Raw genomic sequence first — 24,355 nt, 5'->3', positions numbered from 1 at the left:
GAGAGATAGATGAAATTAAATAATGAGTTTTGCCAAACCTAAATAACGGATACCTTCAGGAGAGATATCAAACCGACAAGGTAATACTTCTAAACCAAGGGCGATCGCTTGCCGCAATAACTGGCCATATACTGGATCTGTAGTATCACCAGGGGCAAACTCTGTACAATCACCCCTGTTGATAAAGTACAGCATCACAGCCCGATTTGTCGGTAGCAGCGCCATTAATTCGCGCAGGTGTTTTTGTCCTCTGGTAGTTTCTGTATCAGGAAATAATGCTAAGGTTCCTTGCGCCCAAGTTGTATTTTTAACTTCTAAATATATCGGGCGTTCTGTTTCATTACCTGTTAACAAAAAATCCACACGACTCTTTTTATCTAAGCCATAAACCACTTCACCTTTAATTTGGCTGTAGTTACCCAATTCGGGAAATAAGTATTTTGCTAAAGCTAGTTTGACGATGCGATTAGGTAAGCTTGTATTAACACCGACCCAAGTCGGTTCCTGGTCATATACTTGAATTAGTTCTAGGGTGTATGCCAGTTTACGCTTAGGGTTATCACTGAGAGATAATTGCACCAAACTACCAAGGGTAGAAACTCCAGTCATTGGCCCTGTGTTGGGACAATGTGCTGTGACTATTTGACCATCAGCAAGCTGCACATCAGCAAAAAACCTTTTGTAGCGTTTGAGTAAAACACCAGGGTAGAGAGTCGGGTAACGATAAAGCCAATCCAGCATTATTTTGCAAAGCTAACTTTGAAGAAGAAGACAGTAATCAGAATTCAGAAGTCAGAATCAAAAGTGTCGAGTATTCACTCGCAACTGATGGAAAACCACCAAATCTACTCTTTAGAAGGGGTTTTAAACCTGATGAGTTGTACAGAGTTAAATTATGAATTTGGGCTTCCTGACTCCTGAATTCTTTCTTGATAAATTCACAGAGAATCATACCGTGTATAGTCTTAAGCTGGGTAAATAAAAATTTACATATCACATTTTTTACAAATTTATACTGAGTAATTCTCAAAGAGAAGTATCAATTTAATAGCTTTTTGAGGGATAAGTAAGTCGGTGGAAAAAACAAAACTATGAATTAAGAAAAGTTGATTAACTTAAAACGCTCTTTCCTTCAGATAATTAGTGATGATTCCCCACATCTGTGGAGGAATATTAAAACCCTCTCCTCTGCTTCCGGTCGCCGAGCGTGTTTCCCAAACTACTTCACTTCAAACCCCCGCAAACCTTCGGGTTGTTCATACTCAGTCACCACCCCTTGTACCACAGCCGCAGGTGGGCCAGAATAACACCAGCGAATCATTTCCTCTACAACCTCCCGCGCCCCTTCAAATACCGCCTCTACTCGACTATCAGGGAGATTGCGTACCCAGCCAGTTAAACCCAACTGACTGGCTGTATCAACCGTTGCATAACGATAGCCCACGCCTTGAACTCTGCCAGAAATTAAGACATGGGCGCGAATTATTTTTGGTACTTGTGTGGAATCTTGCATAAACTGGTCAATTCTTTACGCTTTCCAGTCTACCTGTTATGTGAATACAGAACAAAATTTTAATTACACACTTAAGTTTTTACCTATAACTGTTTCATAAAAAAATAGCGTTTCCTAATCTACCAGAGGACAAATTTATCTTTGTTCATCTTCTGCAACAATGGTTAAATTTATCTAGCTCCACTTCACCAGTGTAGAAATAGCCACAATCGCTTTAAAAGTAAGTAAAGATAATGATAAATTATTGTTGTTACATTGCCATAACTTATAAATAGCTGCATCCATAATCACAGACTAGCATCTATCAATCTGCTAATTTTAAAGTTTGAATTCTGCCTTGCTTATGTCTAATTTACCACCTTTAAATCCTGATACAATTTGGGGAATCCTCAAGGATCAAATTGATGACACAACAGTCAATCAATTAGTTTGGTACCACTTGGGATATCGTTATAACTCCACAACTGATAAATGGGAAAATCACGAAGTTTTACCAGAATGGCGAGATGAATACCCAGATCCGCCAAACTTTCTTGCGAGTCGTCCAGCAACTATGAAGTTAACACGTTCAATTCCCACCGAATACAAGCAAAGCCTCAAAGAAAAGTTAGGTTTTAAAGGTTACAAAATTGGGGAATTTACACCCAGAGAAACACGCAGAGCCACAGCTGCCAATTGGTTATTAAGTTATTGGCGACAACAAAATCCCGAATTATAGTCATTGGGAAATTTTGATATATCAATCCTCAGTTATTCATCAACTATAACATACCCGATTTATTGAATAAATCGGGTATTTGATTTATTAAATTTAGTTATAATGCACAAAAAGCTTTATAGCAAATATTTTACGCCGTCGTTAACACATTCCTAATTGTGTTTCACAAATCAAATTAATTCTTATATATACAAAACTAATTTCACAAATTTAATAAAATCTATCGAATGATGGTAGATAGCTGATAATTCCTAAATATTCAGCATTAGTTGGAATTAAGCCCTAAAAAACACCCATTTAGACATTAACTAGTCCCTCTACAGATAGAGGAGGGATTATTTAATTATTTCCGTAGACCGATTTGCAAATTGATTAATTATTACGAAAATACTGATATTCGCTTTATATAGATGAAAAACTTTTATGGCTAATCCCATTGAATTTAGTTTATTTGCCCCTTATAACGAAGGCGCTGCATTAATAGGTTCTTTTTCTGATTGGCAAGAAATTCCAATGGAAAAAGGAGAAGATGGTTACTTCCGTACAAGTGTAGAATTAGAAGATGGTGTTTATAAATATAAATTCCGTGTACAGTCAAAATCATGGTTTTTTGAAGCAGATCAATGGGTAGATGTTACAGACCCTTATGCAACCGATATTGACGAAATTGGTGGTAAAGATAATAGTATAATTCGCATTAAAGATGGCCAAAAAATTGTTGATACTTATGTTTGGCATCATGATGATAAACCTTTACCAGCAGACCACGAATTAGTGATTTATGAATTACACGTTGGTGACTTTTCTGGTGGTGAAGATGACCCTTATGCCAGAGGAAAATACAAACACGTTATTGAAAAGTTAGATTATTTGTGTGATTTAGGAATTAACGCTATTGAGCTACTACCAGTTAAAGAATATCCTGGTGATTATAGTTGGGGTTATAACCCAAGATATTTTTTTGCAACTGAATCTAGTTACGGTTCTACAGATGAATTAAAACAACTAATTGACGAATGCCATAGTCGAGGAATGCGAGTGATTATGGATGGGATTTATAATCACTCAGAATCTTCTAGCCCTTTAACCCAAATAGACCATGATTATTGGTATCATCATGCGCCGCGAGACCCTGATAATAGCTGGGGGCCAGAATTTAATTATGAACTTTATGATGAAAATCTAGAGACTTATCCCGCCCGGAAATTTATTGGCGATACAGTTCGTTTTTGGATTGAAGAATATCATATCGATGGCATTCGCTACGATGCAGCCAGACAAATTGCCAATTACGATTTTATGCACTGGATAGTTCAAGAAGCGAAAAAAACTGCTGGTGCGAAACCTTTTTATAATGTTGCCGAACACATCCCAGAAACAACCAGTATTACTAATGTTGATGGCCCAATGGATGGTTGTTGGCATGATAGCTTCATGCACACAGTTACAGCACATATTTGCGGCGATAGGTTTGAGTTAGAAAACCTCAAAGATGTGATTGACCCGAAACGTCAAGGCTTCATGGGTGCAACTAATGTGGTTAATTATCTCACCAACCATGACCATAATCGGGTAATGGTGGAGTTAGGTAATCGAAATATTTTCGATGAAGAAGCTTTTAGACGCATCAAATTAGGTGTAGCTATTTTAATGACATCTGTGGGTGTACCTTTGGTATGGATGGGGCAAGAGTTTGGCGAATATAAACCGAAAACTCAAGAATCATCAAAAATTGACTGGACACTACTAGGTAATGACTTAAACAGTAGTTTATTTAATTACTACAAAGGACTGATTCATCTACGCAAAAATAACCACGCTTTGTACACTGAAAATATTGATTTCATCCACGAAAATCATGAGGCTAAAGTGCTGGCTTATAGTCGCTGGAATGATGAAGGTTCCCGTGTAGTTGTGGTAGCAAATTTTTCGGAAAACTTTTTAGGCGGCTATCATGTTCCTAACTTCCCTTGTGGTGGTACTTGGCACGAGTGGACGGGAGATTATGATTTGGAAGCTGGTGATGATGGAATTATTACTGATCTTGGCCCTTATGAGGCTAAGGTATTTGTCTGGCAATAACAAGATTCTCTGACATTGAGTTAGGTGTAAAGGGGGCGATATTTGCCCCTTTTTTTATTAATGGTGAGACAATGAGCGATCGCCCCAATTCTCTCCGTCACCAATTACAGTTAAACTATCAATAGGCTCAGGAATAAAGTCTATTTAAATAAAAATCAAGGCAGAGATTGTTGTGCTTTTGACCTAAAATGTGTATATTACTGTTCACTCAGGCAATGAGAGCATTAAAATCTCCAGAGCGTCTACATGCACAACAAATTATCTAATACTAACATTAAAAGTTCCCATATCTTATTAACGCCTCATGACGTTAAGACAAGATTGCCAATTACGAAATCGGCAGAACATACAGTATTAAAATATAGACAAGAACTAGAAAATATTTTAGATTTTCAAGATAGTAGAAAATTTATTGTAGTTGGGCCATGTTCTATCCATGATACCAAAGCAGCGATAGAGTATGCCGAAAAATTGAAAGTTTTAGCAGAGAAAGTCAAAGATAAACTTTTGTTAGTTATGAGAGTTTACTTTGAAAAACCGCGAACAACAGTAGGCTGGAAAGGTTTAATTAATGACCCTGACATGGATGATTCTTTCCATGTGGAAAAAGGTTTATTAACAGCCAGAGGTTTGCTATTAAAAATTACGGAATTAGAATTACCTACTGGTACTGAAGCTTTAGACCCAATCATTCCCCAATATATTAGTGAGTTAATTACCTGGTCTGCTATTGGTGCGAGAACCACAGAATCACAAACACACCGGGAAATGTCTAGCGGACTTTCTATGCCAGTAGGGTTTAAAAATGGCACAGATGGTAACATTCAAGTGGCTTTAAATGCCCTGCATTCAGCGAAAAGTCCCCATAACTTTTTAGGGATTAATCATAAAGGACAAGTTAGTGTTTTTCAAACTAGGGGTAATCCTTACGGTCATGTGATTTTAAGGGGTGGAAATCAGCCAAACTATGATGCTGCTAATGTCAAATTAGTTGAACAAAAATTAAAAGATTCTAATTTACCACCGAGAATTGTAATTGACTGTAGTCATGGCAATACTAATAAAGACTACCGATTGCAATCTCAGGTCTTTGAAGATGTAATTCAGCAAATTGTCGATGGTAATACGTCCATCGTGGGTATGATGCTGGAATCGCATTTATATGAAGGCAATCAACCATTAAACTGCAAACCAGCAGAATTGAAATATGGTGTTTCTGTCACTGATAAATGTATTGGTTGGGAAGAAACAGAGAAAATTATTTTGGCAGCCCACGCCAGATTGAGGTAGTAGGCTGTCATATATAGCAGGAGGCAGAAGGCAGAAGGCAGAAGGCAGGAGATAAAAGCCTGACTATGTATGGCATTCGATTCGTGATTTTTAAATGTCCTCACCTATACTTCGACTGCTTTATTTAAATTGCATAAATCTTGTAGGGCGGGCAAGATGACCACCCTACAAGATTTATGCAAACTCAGGATGGTTTCAATTTATAAAATGGTGCTAATTTCCTTCAAATAAACTCTGGTAAATGGTTCATTTTCTCCCAGGGTGTAGTCTTCAATTAATCCCTTGCGTTTAATGGAAATATCGTTGCCTTTTTTAATTACCACCGTTGAACCATCAACCAAATCACGCACTAACATCATTTCCGTTTCAGTGGGGTTATCTAAGATCACAATATTGCTGCCTTGATAAAACATTCCTTCTGTATCCAAAGTTTTGGAGTCATATTCTGCAATTAACAAATCAAGTTTGGGATTCCGCAGTAAACTTTGAATATTGCTGTTGTAATCTGGACGCAAAACTTTTTGGGAGCGATTGATCAAAACAGCTTCCCGACATACAGCACCTATTGTCCATTCGGGATGTTGCAACAAAATATGGTCTATTGTGGTTTGTAGTTCTTGAACCGAGATTGTGTTAAAGGTGATAGTAGGAATCCTCGCATCAAGTCCAGATGCAAAAAAAGTTTCGAGGATGCGTGAAGGTACATCAACACTTTCACCTACGGCGGGGTTAAGGTGCATTAAAATACCGGGTGCAGCATTAATTTCTAAGATGGCAAAGTTACCTTGTTTCCAAGATTCGGCTAAGTCTTCAGTAATCACATCAATACCGAGACAAGTTAAGCGGAAATGTTGAGCAATGTCTTGCGCCAAGATAATATTATCGTCATGAATTGTGTGGGTAGCATTGATACTCACACCACCAGCAGAAAGATTAGCAACTTTCCTTAAAAAGATACTTCTACCTTTTTCGAGGACACTTTTTAAAGACAAACGCTGTTCTTCTAAATACAGTTCCATCGCCTCATCAATTTGAATTTTGCTCATTGCTGAGGTGGGTGAGTCTAAACGTTCTGGTTTGCGATTTTCTTGGCGAATTAATTCGTTAATGCTGGAGTAACCATCACCTGTGACTGATGCGGGACGGCGTTCTGTGGCTGCGACAAATTTACCGTTGACACACAGCAAGCGAAAATCTTTCCCCGCAATGCTTTTTTCGACAATTATCCGCGTGGGTTGATTTTCTGGAATGGCCGTTAAAGCGCGATCATAAGCTGATTCTAACTCGTAGGAGTCTTGTACCGCTGCGGTGACACCAATTCCTTTATGACCAACTACTGGTTTTACCGCTACTGGGTAGCCAATTTCTCTGGCTACTATCAAGGCTTCTTTTTCACTAGCGACGATTTCACCTTGGGGAACTGGAAAACCTAAGTTACCCAAAAAGTCTTTACAGTCATCTTTGCGGGTGGTGAAGTCGGAATCTATATGGCTATCACAGTCAAAAGTTGTAGCGACACCCCGGACTTGGTTTTTTCCCCAGCCGTATTGCATTAATCCTTCATCCCAAAGATAAAAGGCGGGAATACCTTTTTCATCGGCGGTACGTAATAAGGCGTAAACAGTAGGGCCGCCATAGACAGATTCGCGGAATCTGGTTTGTAAACTTACTAGTTGGTCATCAAACAGAAAATCTTCGTCTTGACTAATGGCTTCAAACCAATCCCAAATACAATAAATTACGGCTCTGGTTGTGCGGGGATGTAGTGATTGAATACTAATGCGGGTAAATTTGTCCTCTGGCTTGACGTGGAAGTGAGTGAGGTGCAAATCCATCTCTAACTTTCCCACTTCTGAGGCGGTGCGTGCAAACAAATGAGCATAAGATTCATAAGTTTGATTGCCTAGAAGGGGATAGCGATCGCTAATTTTTTTTACATAGTCTTCAATGGGCAAAGGTTCTCTATACCCAGTCAGCGCAAAATCAAATACTAGTGCGCCTCTATCTAAATAGGGGTTCGGCCCGGCATAATGCTGAAAGTTGAAAACATCAAACACATCTGTTCTTCTGGCATTTACACGGACTAAATTGGTGCTTTTTTCTTGAATCATTAATTCTCAACCTTTGCTAAACACCCTGAAGTTTCAACTTTAATTTGTGGTTGCTTAGACTCAATCAATTATTGTAAATTGATTCAAATTAGCTTGAGGAAGCTGTAACTTTATTCTTAACTTTGTTAATTTCACCCTAAATCTGTTTATTAGGTATTTTCAACTATCTCAGGGCATAAACAAATTTATTTGGGTTCGACTGCAAATCAATAGGATTCTACACGCAATTGGTCAAGATAAAAATATAACTTTTGAAGGGTACTTTTTGATTCAGAAAAATATTATAAGTAGAAAAATAGGGTTAGAGGAGACAGCCAACATGAATAGCACAAAAGCTGCTCTCAGAGATGAAGTGAGACAACTCGCCGAGGAAGCTTTTCATTTGAAACTGATTTCTGGCTATGGTGATGGCCCAGATATCAACGAATTTCAAATTGTCTATCAGGGTAAACCACGACATTTACCTCTGGAACAAGCACGTTTATTTTTAGTTAACTTGCTTTACAAAATTCGTCCGCAATAGCAATTTCCCTGGTTACTTGTGGATAATAATTTCCACATTGCTCATTTCGGAGCATTAACAAAAGCCTGTTAGATAAGAGTGATAAATACATTCTTAATACATTAGTAATTGGTGATTCTGCCAAATAAATTACCAATTACTACTATGCTTTTCTATCTCTTTTAGTCTTAGTGCTGTGGCAGTTTTTATGATGAGTATTGAGCGACTTGCCTTGAGCGTAGTCGAAAGGAGCCGAAATGCGTATTCTAAATAATTATGTCCACCTACTTATTTATGAGATTTAGGTATACATAAAGTTATATAAATTTTAGCTTTTCCTACTAAAAATTAATCTACCAAATGGCTGATTTGATTGTGGTAATTGTCATGTTTTATTGAAATTAATTAAATTAATTCTTAATCCGGTTATCCGGGAGGCATTATGACAGAGGCTACACATAAACGCCAGTTGGTAATTATTGGCGGCGCAGAAGATAAAGAAGGCGATTGCGTAATTCTGCGAGAGTTTGTCCGTCGCGCTGGGGGTACAAAAGCCAATATTGTAATTATGACAGCCGCCACCGAATTACCTAGAGATGTGGGCGAAAATTACATTCGAGTTTTTGAACGCTTAGGTGCAGAAAAGGTGCGGATTGTTGACACTGAAACTCGTGAAGATGCTTCTTCTTCGACTGCTTTAGAAGCAATTAGTAAAGCAACCGGGATATTTTTTACTGGTGGAGACCAAGCTAGAATTACCAGCATCCTCAAGGATACCGAAATTGATGCGGCGATTCACAAACGTTACGCAGAAGGTGCAGTAATCGCCGGGACTAGTGCTGGTGCGGCTGTGATGCCCGATAAAATGATTGTTGAGGGTGATTCTCAAAGCACACCACGGATGGAAATTGTAGAAATGGGGCCTGGCCTTGGTTTTCTCCCTGGGGTTGTGATTGACCAACATTTCTTGCAACGGGGACGCTTAGGAAGATTAATTACAGCCTTAGTCCGTGAACCTGCGGTGTTAGGATTTGGCATTGATGAGAATACAGCGATCGCTATAACTGATGACCACATCGAAATTATTGGTGAAGGTTCAGTCACAATCGTGGATGAATCTGAGTCTACATATAACAACGCTGATGAAATTCTCCGCGATGAACCTTTAGCAATCTGCGGTGCGAAGTTACATATTTTGCCGCATGGTTATAAATTTAACTTAAAGACACGGCAAGCAATTCTGACTAATGGTGTTGCTGCTAGTGAAGTGGTGAATGAGTCGGTAGCGGTATAGAGATACGGGTTTAGGGGTGTAGGTTTTAAACACCCCTACACTCTGATTTAAACCCTTAATTTTGCGTTTTCTTACAACTATAGTCACTTGATAAATACTATGAGAAAAATGATAGTTAGTTTGAGCGATCGCTAACTTTACAAGTGCTGCACTATGCAACAAAATAAAATCAGAAAAGCAGTGATTCCGGCTGCTGGTTTTGGCACTCGCTTGTTTCCGGCTACGAAAGTTGTCAAAAAAGAACTGTTCCCGATTATTGACCGGGATGGTAGGGTTAAACCTGTGATTTTGGCAATTGTCGAAGAGGCGATAAGTGCAGGTATTACAGAAGTTGCTATTGTAGTACAACCAGATGATGTAGAAATTTTCACAGATTTATTTAAAAATCCACCACAAGCAGAACTATTAAAAAAGCTTTCGCCAGAAAATCAAAAATATAGTCAATACTTGCAAGATATCGGTGACAAAATCACAATTCTGACCCAAGCAAAACAAGAAGGCTATGGTCATGCTGTCTTTTGTGCTAAAGATTGGGTGCAAGATGAACCATTTTTAGTGATGTTAGGCGACCATGTTTATGGGTCTGATACTGATAAATCTTGTGCTAGTCAAATGGTAAATATTTATGCACAAGTAAATCAAAGTGTTGTGAGTTTAACAACTAAGCCAGCCGAGATGCTTCATACATCTGGATGTGTCACCGGAAAGTGGCACGTCACTAATTCTATTTTGCAGGTGACACAACTTTGTGAAAAACCAACAGTGGATTACGCGCGGCAAAATCTGCGGATAGCTGGGATGGCAGAAGATGAGTTTTTATGTATATTTGGTTTGTATATTCTTACGCCTAAAATTTTTGATTGTTTAGCAGAAAGTATAGAGAAAAATTTGCGCGATCGCGGGGAATTTCAGTTAACAACTTGTCTGGATAACCTCTGCCAAGCTGAGGGAATGACTGGCTATGTTGTGCAAGGCAGATGTTTTGATACAGGTTTACCAGATGCTTATCGACAAACAATGATTGATTTTAGGAATATTTAAAGAAGAATTTAGAAGTCAGAATTCAGGAGTCGGATATAGGTAAATGCACCTTATTGACTACATATTTATGAATTTGAGGATGGTCTTTCTTTCTCTTTTTCTTTTTCTTTTTCTGGTTTGGATTTTTTGGCTATTTCCATATAGATATTAATTTCACTAACTTCTACATCATGTTCAATTCTCGTTACTTTCCAATTCTCCCTGTTTATGTAAATTTCTTCTCCAATTCGCGGAATAAATTGTAAATCATACAACTTTTTCAGATAATCTTTTTGCCTTTCTTCCCATAAGATGACTTTGACTACATCTCTACTCATAGTTAGCCTGTCCTATTTTATAACATCATGAAAGTCAGCATTTAATGACATTCACCTTGAAAAGTTTATCTGATCTAACCCATCTCAGAGCGTAGTTAAAACCACATTATTTATAATTTTGATATATGAGTAAAGAGGACAAGGGGACAAGGTAGATATGGGAGACAAGGTAGAGAGATTTTAATAAAATATTTAGGATTTCTCTATGAAAGCAAAAAGCGATCAACTTTAGGCGATCGCTTCATAATGGGAGTTAACAACTTGAATTTACTGTAGATTGGTTTATACCAGAGATAATGCAGATTCCACTAATTTTTTCAACTTCATGTACGCTTCTGGTGGAGTGAGGGGATTTGCAGTGTTTTCTTCACCGAGATAAAATTCTTGGCTATCGGAGTAGTAACGAATACTAAAATAAGGAATCAGTCCCAAATTGACAGCTTTTTTACCTAGTTGTTCTGCCTGTTCTGCGAGGCTGATGGGATCATGAAACATAAACTTACTCATAAAATTTACTACCCCTCTTTTTTCTTCCTAAAAGGTTACTGGATGAGAATTTGAGTGATGATTACTTTGTCTCATCTCTGCTAAACCTTTTATAAGCAAGAAATGTGAGGAACTTGTGAGGAAAAATCAGAATTTATCTCAAAATAAATTAGTATTTTACAATACATTTTTAAAATTGGATGCAAGCTATTTATGGTATTCCAGCTTCTTGAAAAATTTGTGCGGGTGTAATTTGCAGTCCTTCTAATAAAGAATCTTCTAAACTATCTTCACCAGTTTTTGTTTGTGGGTGGGCATCAGGATAAAATACAGTAATTGTTTTAGCTTTGGCATCCACAACCCAAACTCTCAAAACACCTGCTTCTAGATAATCTGTAGCTTTAGCACTCATTTCACCAAAAGTTTGATCAGGCGAGATAATTTCAATTGCTAAATCTGGGGGAATGGGACAGGGTTCATCTTCAATAACATCATTATCTAAACGAGAGTAAGAAACATAAAGTAAGTCTGGTACAGGAACCCAGTCTCTACCTTTACGTTTTAACGTCACTGCCCATTCAATACCAACCTCACCACGATTTTTTGCCCACGGCATTAAAATTATGTAGATTGTACCTGTCAACCTAGAATGATATAGTTTTGGTGCCATTTTAGGTTTTGCCTCTCCATTCACTAATTCGTAGGTAATATCGCCTTCTGGTAGGGCGAAGAATTCTTGTAGTGTTAGTTGAGATTTGATTTGAGTCATAAATATCGCATCTCCTTGGCGGTTAAGTTTATTATGTCTTTTCTGGTCTACCTGCGATCGCCTGACGGTAGAAGCTCAATACACAGTGTATAGAAATTAACAATTTCGTTTTTACTGAGAAAATCCATATAAAACAGTTAAATCAAGAGTTTACACTGAGAAATATAAAAAAATAGAGAAGTTTTGGCACAATAGCAGCTAAATCAGCAAAAGAGAAAATAAAGTATTATGGAATACATTTAGAAGACAGCGATCGCGTCATTCTAACAAAACAGTGTGAGGAAAAAAGAACATGTCTCATCTATTGTGGAAAACACTGGTATTATCTCCAGTGTGTTTAGGCGTAGCTATTTTATGTTCATCCAAGGTAGTAGCAGCTGAAATTGAAACCAACTCACCCACACCTCAACAGCAGTTGATTTCTCAAGCCACCACTGAAGAAAACCCAGTTTTAGAACAAGTCAACCAATACAGCCAAGAAGGTAAAAACCAAAATTCCCTATCTCAAGTCACATCAGTTTCGCAATTTTCTGATGTACAGCCCACAGATTGGGCATTCCAAGCATTGCAATCTTTAGTTGAACGCTACGGATGTATTGCTGGTTATCCTAACGGTACTTATCGCGGTAATCGTGCTTTGACACGTTATGAATTTGCCGCCGGTTTAAACGCTTGTTTAGATAGAGTAAATGAACTGATTGCGACAGCAACCGCCGACTTAGTAAAAAAAGAAGACTTAGCCACACTCCAGCGTTTGCAAGAAGAATTTTCCGCAGAACTGGCAACCTTACGCGGTAGAGTAGACGCACTAGAAGCACGCACCGCCGAGTTGGAAGCCAATCAATTTTCCACAACTACTAAACTCGTTGGAGAGGCTGTCTTTGCTGTTACTGATAGCTTTGGCGACAACGACAATAACAACACTGTTTTTCAAGACAGGGTGCGTCTCGACTTCCAAACCAGCTTCACCGGTAAAGACATTCTGCACACTCGGATTGCAACTGGTAACGCCAGTGTTTTACCTTTAGCAAACAACACTTTTGAGGGAACACAAACATTTAACGTGTTCCTTGGTAGTGGCAATAGTGCTTTTATCGATTGGTTAGCTTATTACTTCCCTGTTGGTAACTCGCAAGTTTATGTTGCAGCTACTGGCGGTATTCATAGCGATTACGTTCCTACAGTTAACCCCTACTTTGAAGATTTTGACGGTGGTAATGGTGCGTTATCTACCTTTGCTGGCGAAAGCCCAATTTATCGTATCGGCGGCGGTGCTGGTGCGGCGCTGAACTTAGCCTTTGGTGGTGGCGGTACTTTTAAACCTTCATTAACCTTGGGTTACTTGGCTTCCGAAGGAAATAACCCCAATTCTGGTTCCGGGTTATTTGCTGGTAACTATGCAGCCTTAGCCCAATTAAACTTGAATGTTGGCGATCGCCTCACCTTAGCTGCCACCTACGTTAACGGCTATCATGGTGCAGGTAGCGCCTTATTCGATTTTGGCTCAGTAACCACTGGTGTTGTTGGTACTCGACAAGCTAACTTTGTCGATAGTGGTAATCCCTACGTCAGTAACTCCTATGGTTTTGAAGCAGCTTTCAAACCCAGCGATAAGCTCTCCATTAGTGGTTTTGCCCTCTATAGCCAAATTAGAGGCTTTGGCGCTAATGATGATGGTGAAGTTTGGAGTTATGGACTAGGGGTAGCTTTGCCTGATTTCGGGAAAAAAGGCAACGTTTTAGGCATTTTTGGCGGCGCTCAACCCTATCTTGGTAGTAACACTAACAGCAATCCTTTCCACATCGAAGGCTTTTATAAATACCGCGTCAGCGACAACATTTCCATTACCCCCGGTGTAATTTGGTTAACCAATCCTGGTCAAACTGCTAATGCTGATGATGCAATCATCGGTACTTTGAGAACCACCTTTACTTTCTAGAAAGTTTCATCAGTTAAAGGTGTCTCTTGTTGAGAAATCAAGATACCCGACTTCTTTAAAAAGTCGGGTATCTAAGCAAACGTGATTTTCACAAAGTAAATAGAATGGCTGAATTCTCATTAAAAATCATTTGCAGGGAAGATGGCTAATTCTGTTTCTGGGTCGAAAAAGTGAATTTTTTCGGGATTTATTGATAACCATAATTGTTCGCCAATCTTTAGCTGTCGGTCGGTGGGAACTCTGACTTGCAAGTAAGGCGCATTAATATCTATTGGAGAGTCTGGTTCAGTTAGTCTGACACTCAAAAAAGCATCATTGCCGAGATTTTCTACCAAGTCTACTTTGACAGGCAAATTTTTAGTAGCAGGTAAACTCAGGCTTAAGTGTTCAGGACGAATACCTAAAATTAATGTTTGTTTATCATATTTTTGTAGAGCTTTTCCCCAACTTTCTGGAAGTGTGAGGCGGAATAGGGGATGGGTAATTAATAATGGTGCAGAAAATTCTACCGGGATAAAATTCATCGGTGGTGAACCAATAAATTCGGCAACAAAGCGGTTAGCGGGACGGTTATATAGTTCTAATGGGGAAGCCAGTTGTTGAATTTGACCTTGATTCATAATGGCGATGCGATCGCCCATTGTCATTGCTTCTGTTTGGTCGTGGGTAACGTAAATTGTGGTTGTGCCTAATTGTCGCTGCAATTTCACAATTTGAGCGCGAGTTTCTGCCCTTAATTTGGCATCTAAATTTGATAATGGTTCATCCATTAAAAATACTTGGGGATTACGCGCGATCGCTCTTCCTAATGCTACCCTTTGTCTTTGCCCCCCTGATAATTGTTTGGGTAAGCGATTCAGCAGCGTTTCAATTTGTAATAATTGCGCTACAGAATGCACCTGTGTCTCAATTAATCGTTCTTTTGCAGAAACGTAACGCAATCCTTTGGGTAATTTCCTCGTTCCTCCAACCAAAAGATTTTCCGCCCAGTTAGGAAGTTGAGAGCGTTCATTTACCCCACTACTTAATTCTCTGCGGCGTAACCCAAAAGCAATGTTGTCATACACCGTCATGTGCGGATAGAGGGCGTAATTTTGAAACACCATTGCAATGTCTCGTTCTTTGGGTGGTAAATCATTCACCAAGCGATCGCCTACTAAAATATTGCCACCAGTCAGAGTTTCTAAACCAGCAATTAACCGCAGCAAGGTGCTTTTACCACAGCCAGAAGGCCCCACCAGCACCATAAATTCACCATCGGCTATTGTCAGGTTAATTCGCCGCAAAACATTAATATTCTCCGCACGTTCTGGGGTTGCACTGCTTTCGCCTTTACGCGGAGGGAAACTTTTATAAACGTTTTCTAAAATTACTTGCGCCACGGTTATTAGTTATTGTCTTTATAAGCCATTGGTCATTAACTGAAAACAAATGACGAATGACAAAGGACATTTTAACGCCCATCAGTAATTAAGTACCTAAATTCTCAAGTCAGAATGACATCTGTTTTAGAACATACTACCCGCCACTCACAGGCGGAATCAGTACTACTTCATCACCATTGTGGAGTAATGTCTCTGGTTCCACAAAAATCAAATTGATACCAAAACGGGTGATATCGCGCCATTTAGCGAGTTCTGGACGTTCTACAATCAGGCGATCGCACACGGCTTTCACTGGTGTATTTTCAGGAAATTCCAGGACTAATTCTGGCAACCCAAAAGCTTCTTGATAAGCGGCAAATAATTTTACCGTGACAGTGATTGCAGATGTAGACATACAAAAGTTTGGTATTCTATAACTTCGCTCAATATAGAGTTTTTCTAACTGAAAAATGACGTAGCCTCTTGAGCCACTGTCATTTGTAACCACTAATACAACTTAGATATTGTTGATGTGGTTAGCAAAAATACTATCATCCATTCGTCCAGAAAAAATGATGAGAAAAGTAAATAGCACAGATACAAAAAGTTATGTTTTGAGTAGAGGTGAATAGTAGTAAAAGTGTAAGGGCTTTTCCCACTTACACCTCTAAACTGTAGATTTTTGTTGGAATTTGTTAGTTTAATTACTAAATACAGTTAGCACCGCTAGGAGTAGCATCAGGATAAAAAGTCCGAATACCACCTGATCTTCTGACAAATACAGCTTTAAAGGTTCTACCTTCATCAGTCACACTGAGAAGACAGGTTTGGTTAGTGCTGGTAGTGTTGGGGTTGTTTTTGTAACCCAAAGATGCTTTAGACAAGATTTCCTCGGCATTCAAAGTATAAGGATAACCTTTAATGCTAGATTGAGAAGTCCCACTACCAACTCTCACGATCGCACCTATAGTGTAGATTGTGTTCGGCACGACTTCTTCGTTAGATGTATTATTGTTCAGTCGTCCAGCTAAACCTTGATTTTGCAACTGTAAATAACGACCAACAAAATGCAATCCACCAATAGCACCGCCTTGTACTGGTTCACCGCAGAATACATGGTCAAAACCTGCGACGTTAAACCACAAGTCGGTTAAATCGTTCAAGAAATCAACAGTTGAAGTCCGACCTGGTTTGAGGTACCCTCCCACATAATTCTGAATATTTGCCAACACAGTGGGGTTATTATTCATCAATGTTTGGAAACCAGTACGACTCACAACTGTACCTGGAACGCCGCAAAGATTCACTACTGCTGTGTCAAAGCTATTAAGAGCAGGAGCGGGAGGCGTGACATCAGCCGGACTACCATAAGCCAACCCAGACACAAGGTTGTTGGTGTTATCAAAGAAAGGTACAGAACCTGGGGGTAAAGAAGAAGTAGTACCGTAATCAGTAATTACGATGTCATCAATATTAGTTCTGTTTGCAGTTCCATCAGTTTTGCGAATGTCGCAGCGAACTGTACCAGAAATATTGGCGGTAATAGTCGCTGTTTGCAAGGTTGTAGAAGTGGTATTGACAATTGCACCCACTGGTGAATATGAAGCGCCACTATTAGTTGAACACCAAACGCCCCAGCTAGAATTACCATCATTACCAAATCTAGCGTGTTTGAGAGTGATAGTACCTGCACCTGTAGTCCGGTCAAATCTCATGGAGAGAATACCACTATTGCGGATGCGGGCAGATTGAGTACCATTTTTTACGTCTGTACTAAGATTCCCCAGTAGAGCATCATCAAAATTCCATGTCCCTGTTCTCAGCACAACATTTGCTGCTGCATAACTGCCTTTTGTACCAATTTCAAAATCTTCCGTAATTGTGGCACTATTGGCACTACTTACACAAACAGTCAACAGAAGAAATGTTCCAACTGATATCTGTAAGGGAAAAGCTAACTTAGACATACTTAATTGATTTAATTAGTGGGTGATAGCGAACTAGAAAAGACGATAATTTCCGTTACTTTTCAGATAACAAAATCATCATGTAAAATACAGGAGATGAATTTGAAAAAACACATTACAATTAGCGACGCGGCTATCAATTATCCCGTCTGTTTATTAAATCTCGATTAAATCTCAGTTAAAGTTTAAGTTAGTAACTTATTCTCTAATTCAGTCATCAATCTTCATCATTTACCCAGAGTATTCCCATCTGTGTTTCAGTTACAAACAGTACTCCTGTGTCAAAGGTCGCTGGTGTCAGAGAATCCCAAGCAATCATGGCAGAATAGTTATTAACAAATTCTGCGTTAGTAAAAAATTTACAGTGAGGTTGAAATAAATCAAATACTTGATGAGAGATTTTTTCTGCCTCTTCTACCTGCATAATTTTTGAGGAATAGGCTAAATCTTTAGTCAGGACAAATACTATAATTTTGTTGGCTGCTGTTTGCGTGATTTCTTGCCAGCGATCGCCAATACCAACATAACCTATTTGTCCAACAAATAAATCAAGAATTTCTGTTAAATTTTCAGCCTCGTCAAGCAGAAAATTAGAGGTTATTTGTTTAATTTCAAACAAAACATTTCCTCGATTACGTTTTGACAGGATTTCTGCTCGCAATTCTCTAACTTCTGAAGAATCTACACTGTCTAATATTTCTAGACTCATTTTATATCAATGTATCAGTATGATATTTGAATGTAATGGCAAACAACCATTCATCTATACTGAGGCTTGTCAAAAATTAAATAACGACAAATGACAAAATTACTCCCAAGTGGAAACATCACGCAGCACATCGGGGATTTCTCCCATCTCTAGGGGAAATTCCAACAAAGTCTCTCTGTAACCTAAATACCCAGACTCCGCGAATGATAACAACATTCGTCTCAGGGCAAACCATACTTCTGATTCATATTCCCAATCACTGTAACGCGAAGCCCGTCCTGCAATTGAACGCAGCGCCCAAAAATAAGAATTTCTCACCACCGAACCGCCCTTTTTAAACTCTGGCAAGTCTGGGTGGTGGAGAAATAGTACTTGATTTTCTATTCTGGCTTTCACTTTTAATGCGTAAATCTTGTGAGATTGATGATTTAGATACTTTGTAATATGTTTTGAATAATGGTATTGAACGCTTGACGAACGGGAAAACCAGCCATAATTGCTATGAGTAAACCAACAAATAGCACAACACAAATATCAATCACTACACTTAGTTGAGAAAATAATGTTTTATAGTAAACCAATAAGATAAAACCTATAAGTGCCGATAGATAAAATCTCATCTCTTTAAAAGATTGAGATGAGGATACTAACTCTTGCTGAGGTTCTGATTCAACAGGTGATTGATTGTTTGTATTGAAAGGAAAATATGAATGTTCTGGACGACAACCAGATAATACATCGTGTAGATTCACCACAGAACCAATAACCGCGATCGCTGGCGCATCAAATTTGGTTTGTTCAACTTGCTCTACAATTGTGCCTAACTGACCAATTAATTCTTCTTGATCTGGTCTTGTACCCCAGCGCACTAAAGCAATTGGTGTTGCTAAACTTAAACCCGCCGCCGTTAACTCTTCAATAATGTGCGACAGATTATGAACACCCATATAAATGACAATTGTCTCAGAACCTTGGGCGATCGCTTGCCAATTTACCTTCGGTCTATACTTACCAGCCGACTCATGTCCAGTTACAAATGTGACTGATGAACTATGCAAGCGATGGGTCAAAGGTATGCCAGCATAGGCTGGAGCCGCAATTCCAGATGTAATTCCTGGCACAACTTCTACAGGAATCCCGGCGTTGACTAAATCTGCCATTTCTTCGCCACCACGACCAAAAATAAACGGGTCGCCGCCTTTGAGTCGTACTATTATCGTGTTGTCTTGGGCTTTATCTATTAATAACTGCGTGGTTTCATCTTGTAATAGTGAATGTCTCCCCATCCGCTTCCCAGCGTTGATTTTTTCGGCTTGGGGATTAATCATAGCTAAAATTGCTGGACTCACCAACGCATCATAAATCACGACATCGGCACATTCTAATAAGCTTTTGCCTTTGAGAGTCATCAGTCCGGGGTCTCCCGGCCCTGCACCTACTAAATAAACTTTTCCCAAATTCTTCTGCTCTTCTTTTTCTGTGCAGTTCATTCCTTCATCAAATCCCAAATCAAATCAGCTAACTCTGCACTTGCTCCCAAAGGTTGAGCTAATTGAAAAGTCACAGCCGGAAATTTTAATTTTAGCGTTTCTGTGAGTTGAGCGATCGCATCTGTTATGCCACCTGCGAATAAAAAATATGGCACAATTGCAATTTCTTCTTTACCAGCAGCTACCAACTGTTCTACCTGTGCTTCTAAACTAGGAGCCACAGACCAATAGGCTGCTACTGCACCTATATTTGCTGCTATGGTTTCCACTGGCTGTTGAAAACCCGGACGGCGACTCCCATGAGCAATTAAAATCCAGGCTTGGGTTATGATCTCAGCCATTTGTTGAGACAGCAACTTAGTTAGAGCAGGGTTGCTACCTATATATGGTAGTAATTCCAAATTAATATCTTTACCCAAAGCTTGTTGTGCTAGTGCTATTTCTTCGGGGATTTCTTGCATCACATGGACTCCCGGTAAAAGAAATAGGGGTATGATTTTGAGACTCTCGCATCCAGCCACAAATGCACTATGAGCAAATTCTTTGATTTGGATGTGTAGAGGTTCTGGACGTGTTTCTAAGTAAGCCAAGCCGACTAGTTTTTTGCTTGATGAGTAACTTTGCTGTTTTTGATTGATGAATTCTGTCAATTGCTGTAAAGCAATTTCTGGACGAGGGTCACGGCTTCCGTGCGATACCAAAAGATATGCAGATGACATGGGTAAAGGTGTAACTCTTGCTAACTAAGCTTAATCTTAGATGCGGGAGTTAGTGAAGGCTATTGCTGTTCAGCTCTGTAAGTATAAAAATTATGAAAAGCTCCCACCGTTTCAAACTTGTACCCTGGTAGCCAAGCACCAAGAGTCAAATCTGTACGGTACACACTAAACAACATAAAATCTTGCCGTTCCGTTGTGGTTCTGATCAAATCTCGCATTTGGGGGTTAGTAGAATCAACAAGTTTGTCGCAGCGAGAATTAAGTAAGCTCTCAATCAACTTTGAGGTTTTTTGACACACATCATTTTTGAGATATTGGGTGAGTTGATTGACTGCATAATCTTCATACTCCTGGGAGGTCGGATTGGTTTTAGACATGGCTACGCTAACTACAGCTATGCTAGTAGCGATCGCCAATGCCATCATCGTCAAAAGCTTCATATTTCTCACTGTCATCTTCTGATAGCCATTAGTGTTCCTGGACTATACATTAGTAAAGTCCGTTCCTTGAAAAAAACCCTTGCTCAATCACTAAATAGATGCTATGATTATTAATCGATAAGTCAATGGCGAGCGTAGCCAAGTGGTTAAGGCAGTGGTTTGTGGTACCACCATCCGTGGGTTCGAGTCCCATCGTTCGCCCTAGTTAATACAAACTACTCTAATTAAAAGTTATAAACCGGAATGGGTACAATAACGTTTGGCTATCCCGGTAACACTTTTATCAAAACTTTAATTTTCAGTCCTGCCTGGGAATCAATTCTGAGTCTCATAGCGTAACTCCTCTTTCAGAGAACTCAACCAGCAATTCATTGCAGTCCACTTGAGTGGACTTTAGCTATTAGCCTGGAACTTTAGTTCTAGGCGGGAGAAGTTTCATAATTTTTTTGCGTAAATCCTCATTAAAAAGGGAAGCAAATTCAGTTGTTTGCTTCCCCACAAATTCTTTATTTCCCAAGGTCACTGTTAGAAAATTCCTAAAAGAAAGATAAAAGTCATTCCACAGAATACGATGAATGAGACAATTAGAATGTTGCCTATGCTGTGGTCGGTAGTTGTTAATTTATGTGAATGGTCTTGCATATATACCGTCCCTGTTTCTAATTACTTCGTGGTGCAATTATAGCGAGGGCAAATTTAAATTATTCTCACTAATATCAAAAGTTGATTTTATTTGATTTAAATACAAACTCATTGTTAGTACCACAATATAAAAATTAACTTTTATTGCAAAAAAATACTGGCCACAAACAAGTATGAATATTTTACATTTAAAGCAAAACAATTTAAATTTTTATTAGGCGTTGTTGAGAAATTGAGCTAAAGAGAAAAAGAAATAATTTATCAGGCGATCGCTTTTCGATATCAAGTGAGAATTGAGGCATTTCCAGCAATAAATGTACTGAATCAGCCTAAAGTTAGGAAAATTGTCCGCCTATAGTTAGAGGGAATCATACGGAGTCTTCGATAATTTAGGTAAAGAAGAACACGCAAGAAGTCCATAAGCTTTGTGAAACACAGATAGAAAGAGTTTATCTGTGTTTATTCGTGTTTGTACTTATTGACTGTGAGGTGAATATGTCTGAATTGATTCAAGCAGTTCTAGAAAGTGAAGAAAAAAATGATTTGCGTGCTTTCATTAGTGAATTACGCCAACAAGAAAAAAATTATTTACTGAGAAATGACATACTCCAGGTATATGGTGAATATTGTGCTAAACATGGGCAGCCGGAAAAGTCTGACAAATTATCTCTGTTAGGAAAACTCCTCTATTACACGCAAGAAATTATTCAAGAAGACTCCAACTTTTGTTTTATTATCCGCCCTTATATTGCTAGTCAAGAAGTGTATCGAATCACAGCAGATTTGAGTGCGGAAGCTATGACAGTACAAGAACTACTGGATCTGCGCGATCGCCTCGTCAATAAATATCATCCCAACGAAGGCGACCTGTTAGAATTAGACTTCGGCCCTTTTTATGACTACACCCCAGTTATCCGCGACCCCAAAAACATTGGTAAGGGTGTACAGTATCTCAACCGTTATCTTTCTAGTAAACTTTTCCAAGACCCCAAACAATGGCTAGAAAGCTTATTTAACTTTTTGCGCCTGCACCAATATAACGGTATTCAACTCCTAATTAACAATCGGATTCAATCACAGCAGCAGCTTTCTCAACAAGTCAAAAAAGCGATCGCATTTGTCAACGAACGCCCCAGTGATGAACCCTACGATGATTTTCGCTTTCAATTGCAAACAATGGGTTTTGAACCAGGTTGGGGTAACACCGCCCAACGGGTACAAGAAACCCTGAATATTTTGGACGAACTAATTGACTCACCAGCCCCCCAAATTCTCGAAGAATTTATTTCCCGCGTCCCGATGATTTTTAGAATCGTCTTGGTTTCCGCACATGGTTGGTTTGGACAAGAGGGAGTTTTAGGAAGACCCGATACAGGTGGTCAAGTAGTTTATGTACTCGACCAAGCCAGAAATTTAGAAAAGCAACTACAAGAAGATGTCTTACTGGCGGGTTTAGAAGGACTAAACGTCCAACCAAAAGTCATTATTCTCTCGCGCTTGATTCCCAATAGTGATGGTACTTTATGTAACGAAAGGTTAGAGAAAGTCTACGGTACAGATAATGCTTGGATTTTGCGCGTACCTTTGCGGGATTTCAATCCCAACATGACCCAAAACTGGATTTCTCGCTTTGAGTTTTGGCCTTATCTCGAAACCTTTGCTATTGACTCAGAAAGAGAATTATTAGCAGAATTTCAAGGTAAACCAGACTTAATTGTGGGTAACTACACTGATGGAAACTTAGTCGCCTTCCTATTAGCGCGACGGATGAAAGTTACCCAATGTAACATCGCCCATGCTTTAGAAAAATCTAAATATTTGTTTAGTAATCTTTACTGGCAAGATTTAGAAGATAAATATCATTTCTCTCTACAATTTACTGCTGACTTAATTGCTATGAATGCTGCTAACTTTGTGGTCAGCAGTACTTATCAAGAAATTGTCGGCACACCTGATAGTGTAGGACAATACGAGTCTTATAAATGCTTCACCATGCCGGAGTTGTATCATGTAGTGAATGGCATTGAGTTATTCAGCCCGAAATTTAATGTTGTTCCGCCTGGGGTGAACGAGAGTTACTACTTCCCCTACACCAAGACTGAAGAACGGGTAGAAAGCGATCGCTTGCGTCTCGCTGAAATGTTATTTACTTTAGAAGACTCTAGCCAAATTTTCGGCAAACTGGATGACCCCAACAAGCGCCCTATCTTTTCAATGGCGCGTCTCGACCGCATTAAAAACCTGACTGGTTTAGCCGAATGTTTTGGTCAAAATAAAGATTTGCAAGAGCATTGTAACTTGATTTTAGTGGCAGGGAAATTACGCACAGAAGAATCAGACGACAACGAAGAACGTGACGAAATTATCAAGCTTTATCACATCATTGATGAATATAATCTTCACGGCAAAATTCGTTGGTTAGGTGTCCGGTTATCAAAAAGTGATTCTGGCGAAATTTATCGTGTGATTGCTGACCATCAAGGTATTTTTGTCCAACCTGCTTTATTTGAAGCCTTCGGTTTAACAATTTTAGAATCAATGATTTCTGGACTACCAACCTTTGCGACTCAATTTGGCGGGCCGCTAGAAATCATTCAAGATAAAGTTAATGGCTTTTACATTAACCCCACGAATTTAGCAGAGACGGCTACGAAAATTTTAGATTTTGTTACCAAATGTGAACAAAATCCCGACTATTGGCAAACAATTTCTCAAAAGGCAATTAACCGAGTTTACACTACCTATACTTGGAAAATACACACGACCAAGCTGTTATCTTTAGCTAGAATTTACGGTTTCTGGAATTTTACTTCCCAAGAAAACCGCGAAGATTTATTGCGCTATCTAGAAGCACTGTTTTACTTAATTTATAAACCCAGAGCGCAACAACTTCTCGAACAGCATAAATATCGGTAATGATTTAAGGTAAAAGTAAAAAGTAAAAAGGCAAAAGCTTATTTTA

The 24,355-nt window shown here is 39.0% G+C and carries 21 protein-coding genes, 1 tRNA gene and 1 pseudogene; 9 read left to right on the top strand and 14 right to left on the bottom strand.

The annotated features are described in order from the left end of the window. Positions 1-15: 15 nt before the first annotated feature. Positions 16-741 carry a DNA/RNA nuclease SfsA gene (sfsA, locus tag H6G75_RS20345; RefSeq protein ID WP_190981799.1) on the bottom strand — a complete coding sequence of 242 codons (726 nt, stop codon included), beginning with the start codon at positions 739-741 and terminating at the stop codon, positions 16-18. Between the two features lie 478 nt (positions 742-1,219). Further along, a complete protein-coding gene (locus H6G75_RS20340) occupies positions 1,220-1,513 on the bottom strand; it encodes an acylphosphatase (RefSeq protein ID WP_190968118.1) in 294 nt (97 codons plus the stop codon). A 343-nt stretch (positions 1,514-1,856) separates the two neighbouring features. On the opposite strand from H6G75_RS20340, the gene H6G75_RS20335 reads away from it, so the two are divergent. The 3 genes from H6G75_RS20335 (at position 1,857) to H6G75_RS20325 (ending at position 5,603) form a co-directional block, all read left to right on the top strand. Then, the gene (locus tag H6G75_RS20335; RefSeq protein WP_190981798.1) at positions 1,857-2,231 is read left to right on the top strand and encodes a DUF1823 family protein; all 375 of its coding nucleotides are present in this window, start codon (positions 1,857-1,859) and stop codon (positions 2,229-2,231) included. A 423-nt stretch (positions 2,232-2,654) separates the two neighbouring features. Beyond that, positions 2,655-4,313: an alpha-amylase family glycosyl hydrolase gene (locus H6G75_RS20330; RefSeq protein ID WP_190981797.1), complete on the top strand. Its 1,659-nt coding sequence runs from the start codon at positions 2,655-2,657 to the stop codon at positions 4,311-4,313. Positions 4,314-4,559: 246 nt separating this feature from the next. After that, positions 4,560-5,603, top strand: a complete 1,044-nt coding sequence (locus H6G75_RS20325; protein ID WP_190981796.1) for a 3-deoxy-7-phosphoheptulonate synthase — start codon at positions 4,560-4,562, stop codon at positions 5,601-5,603. Positions 5,604-5,803: 200 nt separating this feature from the next. Here H6G75_RS20325 and H6G75_RS20320 read toward each other — a convergent pair whose 3' ends face one another. After that, positions 5,804-7,714, bottom strand: a complete 1,911-nt coding sequence (locus tag H6G75_RS20320) for an acetate--CoA ligase family protein (RefSeq protein ID WP_190981795.1) — start codon at positions 7,712-7,714, stop codon at positions 5,804-5,806. 319 nt (positions 7,715-8,033) lie between these two features. Here H6G75_RS20320 and H6G75_RS20315 point away from each other — a divergent pair, with 319 nt between their 5' ends. The 3 genes from H6G75_RS20315 to H6G75_RS20305 all read left to right on the top strand — a co-directional run bounded on the left by H6G75_RS20315 (position 8,034) and on the right by H6G75_RS20305 (position 10,551). Then, positions 8,034-8,237, top strand: a complete 204-nt coding sequence (locus H6G75_RS20315; RefSeq protein ID WP_190968113.1) for a hypothetical protein — start codon at positions 8,034-8,036, stop codon at positions 8,235-8,237. A gap of 421 nt (positions 8,238-8,658) precedes the next feature. Further along, the gene (locus tag H6G75_RS20310; protein WP_190981794.1) at positions 8,659-9,510 is read left to right on the top strand and encodes a cyanophycinase; all 852 of its coding nucleotides are present in this window, start codon (positions 8,659-8,661) and stop codon (positions 9,508-9,510) included. 153 nt (positions 9,511-9,663) lie between these two features. Continuing rightward, complete coding sequence (locus tag H6G75_RS20305) at positions 9,664-10,551, top strand: UTP--glucose-1-phosphate uridylyltransferase (RefSeq protein ID WP_190981793.1); 888 nt, start codon at positions 9,664-9,666, stop codon at positions 10,549-10,551. Positions 10,552-10,616: 65 nt separating this feature from the next. On the opposite strand, the gene H6G75_RS20300 is transcribed toward H6G75_RS20305, so the two are convergent. The 3 genes from H6G75_RS20300 to H6G75_RS20290 form a co-directional block, all read right to left on the bottom strand. Further along, on the bottom strand, positions 10,617-10,868 hold the full coding sequence (locus H6G75_RS20300; RefSeq protein WP_190981792.1) for a hypothetical protein: 252 nt from the start codon (positions 10,866-10,868) through the stop codon (positions 10,617-10,619). Positions 10,869-11,150: 282 nt separating this feature from the next. After that, on the bottom strand, positions 11,151-11,375 hold the full coding sequence (locus H6G75_RS20295; RefSeq protein WP_190981791.1) for a hypothetical protein: 225 nt from the start codon (positions 11,373-11,375) through the stop codon (positions 11,151-11,153). 190 nt (positions 11,376-11,565) lie between these two features. Next, the gene (locus H6G75_RS20290) at positions 11,566-12,123 is read right to left on the bottom strand and encodes a Uma2 family endonuclease (protein WP_190981790.1); all 558 of its coding nucleotides are present in this window, start codon (positions 12,121-12,123) and stop codon (positions 11,566-11,568) included. A 292-nt stretch (positions 12,124-12,415) separates the two neighbouring features. Between H6G75_RS20290 and H6G75_RS20285 the strand changes: the two genes are divergently transcribed. Further along, positions 12,416-14,062: an iron uptake porin gene (locus tag H6G75_RS20285; protein ID WP_190981789.1), complete on the top strand. Its 1,647-nt coding sequence runs from the start codon at positions 12,416-12,418 to the stop codon at positions 14,060-14,062. A gap of 119 nt (positions 14,063-14,181) precedes the next feature. Here the strand turns inward: H6G75_RS20285 and H6G75_RS20280 are convergent, their stop codons facing one another. From H6G75_RS20280 to H6G75_RS20245, 8 genes and pseudogenes are all read right to left on the bottom strand, one after another. Next, on the bottom strand, positions 14,182-15,444 hold the full coding sequence (locus tag H6G75_RS20280) for an ATP-binding cassette domain-containing protein (protein WP_190981788.1): 1,263 nt from the start codon (positions 15,442-15,444) through the stop codon (positions 14,182-14,184). 136 nt (positions 15,445-15,580) lie between these two features. Next, entirely contained in the window at positions 15,581-15,841 is a 261-nt protein-coding gene (locus H6G75_RS20275; protein ID WP_190981787.1) for a MoaD/ThiS family protein, read from the bottom strand. Positions 15,842-16,133: 292 nt separating this feature from the next. Further along, positions 16,134-17,393, bottom strand: coding sequence for an EndoU domain-containing protein (locus H6G75_RS20270; RefSeq protein ID WP_190981786.1), 1,260 nt, complete (start codon positions 17,391-17,393; stop codon positions 16,134-16,136). A 217-nt stretch (positions 17,394-17,610) separates the two neighbouring features. Beyond that, positions 17,611-18,102 (bottom strand): hypothetical protein, encoded by a 492-nt coding sequence (locus tag H6G75_RS20265; protein WP_190981785.1) that lies wholly within the window; start codon positions 18,100-18,102, stop codon positions 17,611-17,613. Between the two features lie 99 nt (positions 18,103-18,201). Continuing rightward, a complete protein-coding gene (locus H6G75_RS20260; protein WP_062294907.1) occupies positions 18,202-18,498 on the bottom strand; it encodes a hypothetical protein in 297 nt (98 codons plus the stop codon). A gap of 320 nt (positions 18,499-18,818) precedes the next feature. After that, positions 18,819-19,592 (bottom strand): annotated as a pseudogene (gene cobA / locus H6G75_RS20255) (uroporphyrinogen-III C-methyltransferase); the annotation flags it as partial. Further along, positions 19,589-20,311, bottom strand: a complete 723-nt coding sequence (locus tag H6G75_RS20250; RefSeq protein ID WP_190981784.1) for a sirohydrochlorin chelatase — start codon at positions 20,309-20,311, stop codon at positions 19,589-19,591. The pseudogene cobA and the gene H6G75_RS20250, both read right to left, overlap by 4 nt. Before the next feature lie 59 nt (positions 20,312-20,370). Further along, positions 20,371-20,751: a DUF4359 domain-containing protein gene (locus H6G75_RS20245; protein WP_190981808.1), complete on the bottom strand. Its 381-nt coding sequence runs from the start codon at positions 20,749-20,751 to the stop codon at positions 20,371-20,373. A 128-nt stretch (positions 20,752-20,879) separates the two neighbouring features. Here H6G75_RS20245 and H6G75_RS20240 point away from each other — a divergent pair. Together H6G75_RS20240 and H6G75_RS20235 are read left to right on the top strand one after the other, a co-directional pair. After that, a tRNA-His gene (locus H6G75_RS20240) sits at positions 20,880-20,952 on the top strand. A 936-nt stretch (positions 20,953-21,888) separates the two neighbouring features. Continuing rightward, a complete protein-coding gene (locus H6G75_RS20235) occupies positions 21,889-24,309 on the top strand; it encodes a sucrose synthase (protein WP_190981783.1) in 2,421 nt (806 codons plus the stop codon). Positions 24,310-24,355: the final 46 nt, after the last annotated feature.

It is taken from the genome of Nostoc sp. FACHB-280, from assembly GCF_014697615.1.
GTDB lineage: Bacteria > Cyanobacteriota > Cyanobacteriia > Cyanobacteriales > Nostocaceae > Nostoc_B.
This window is presented reverse-complemented; position numbering and strand designations above follow the sequence as displayed.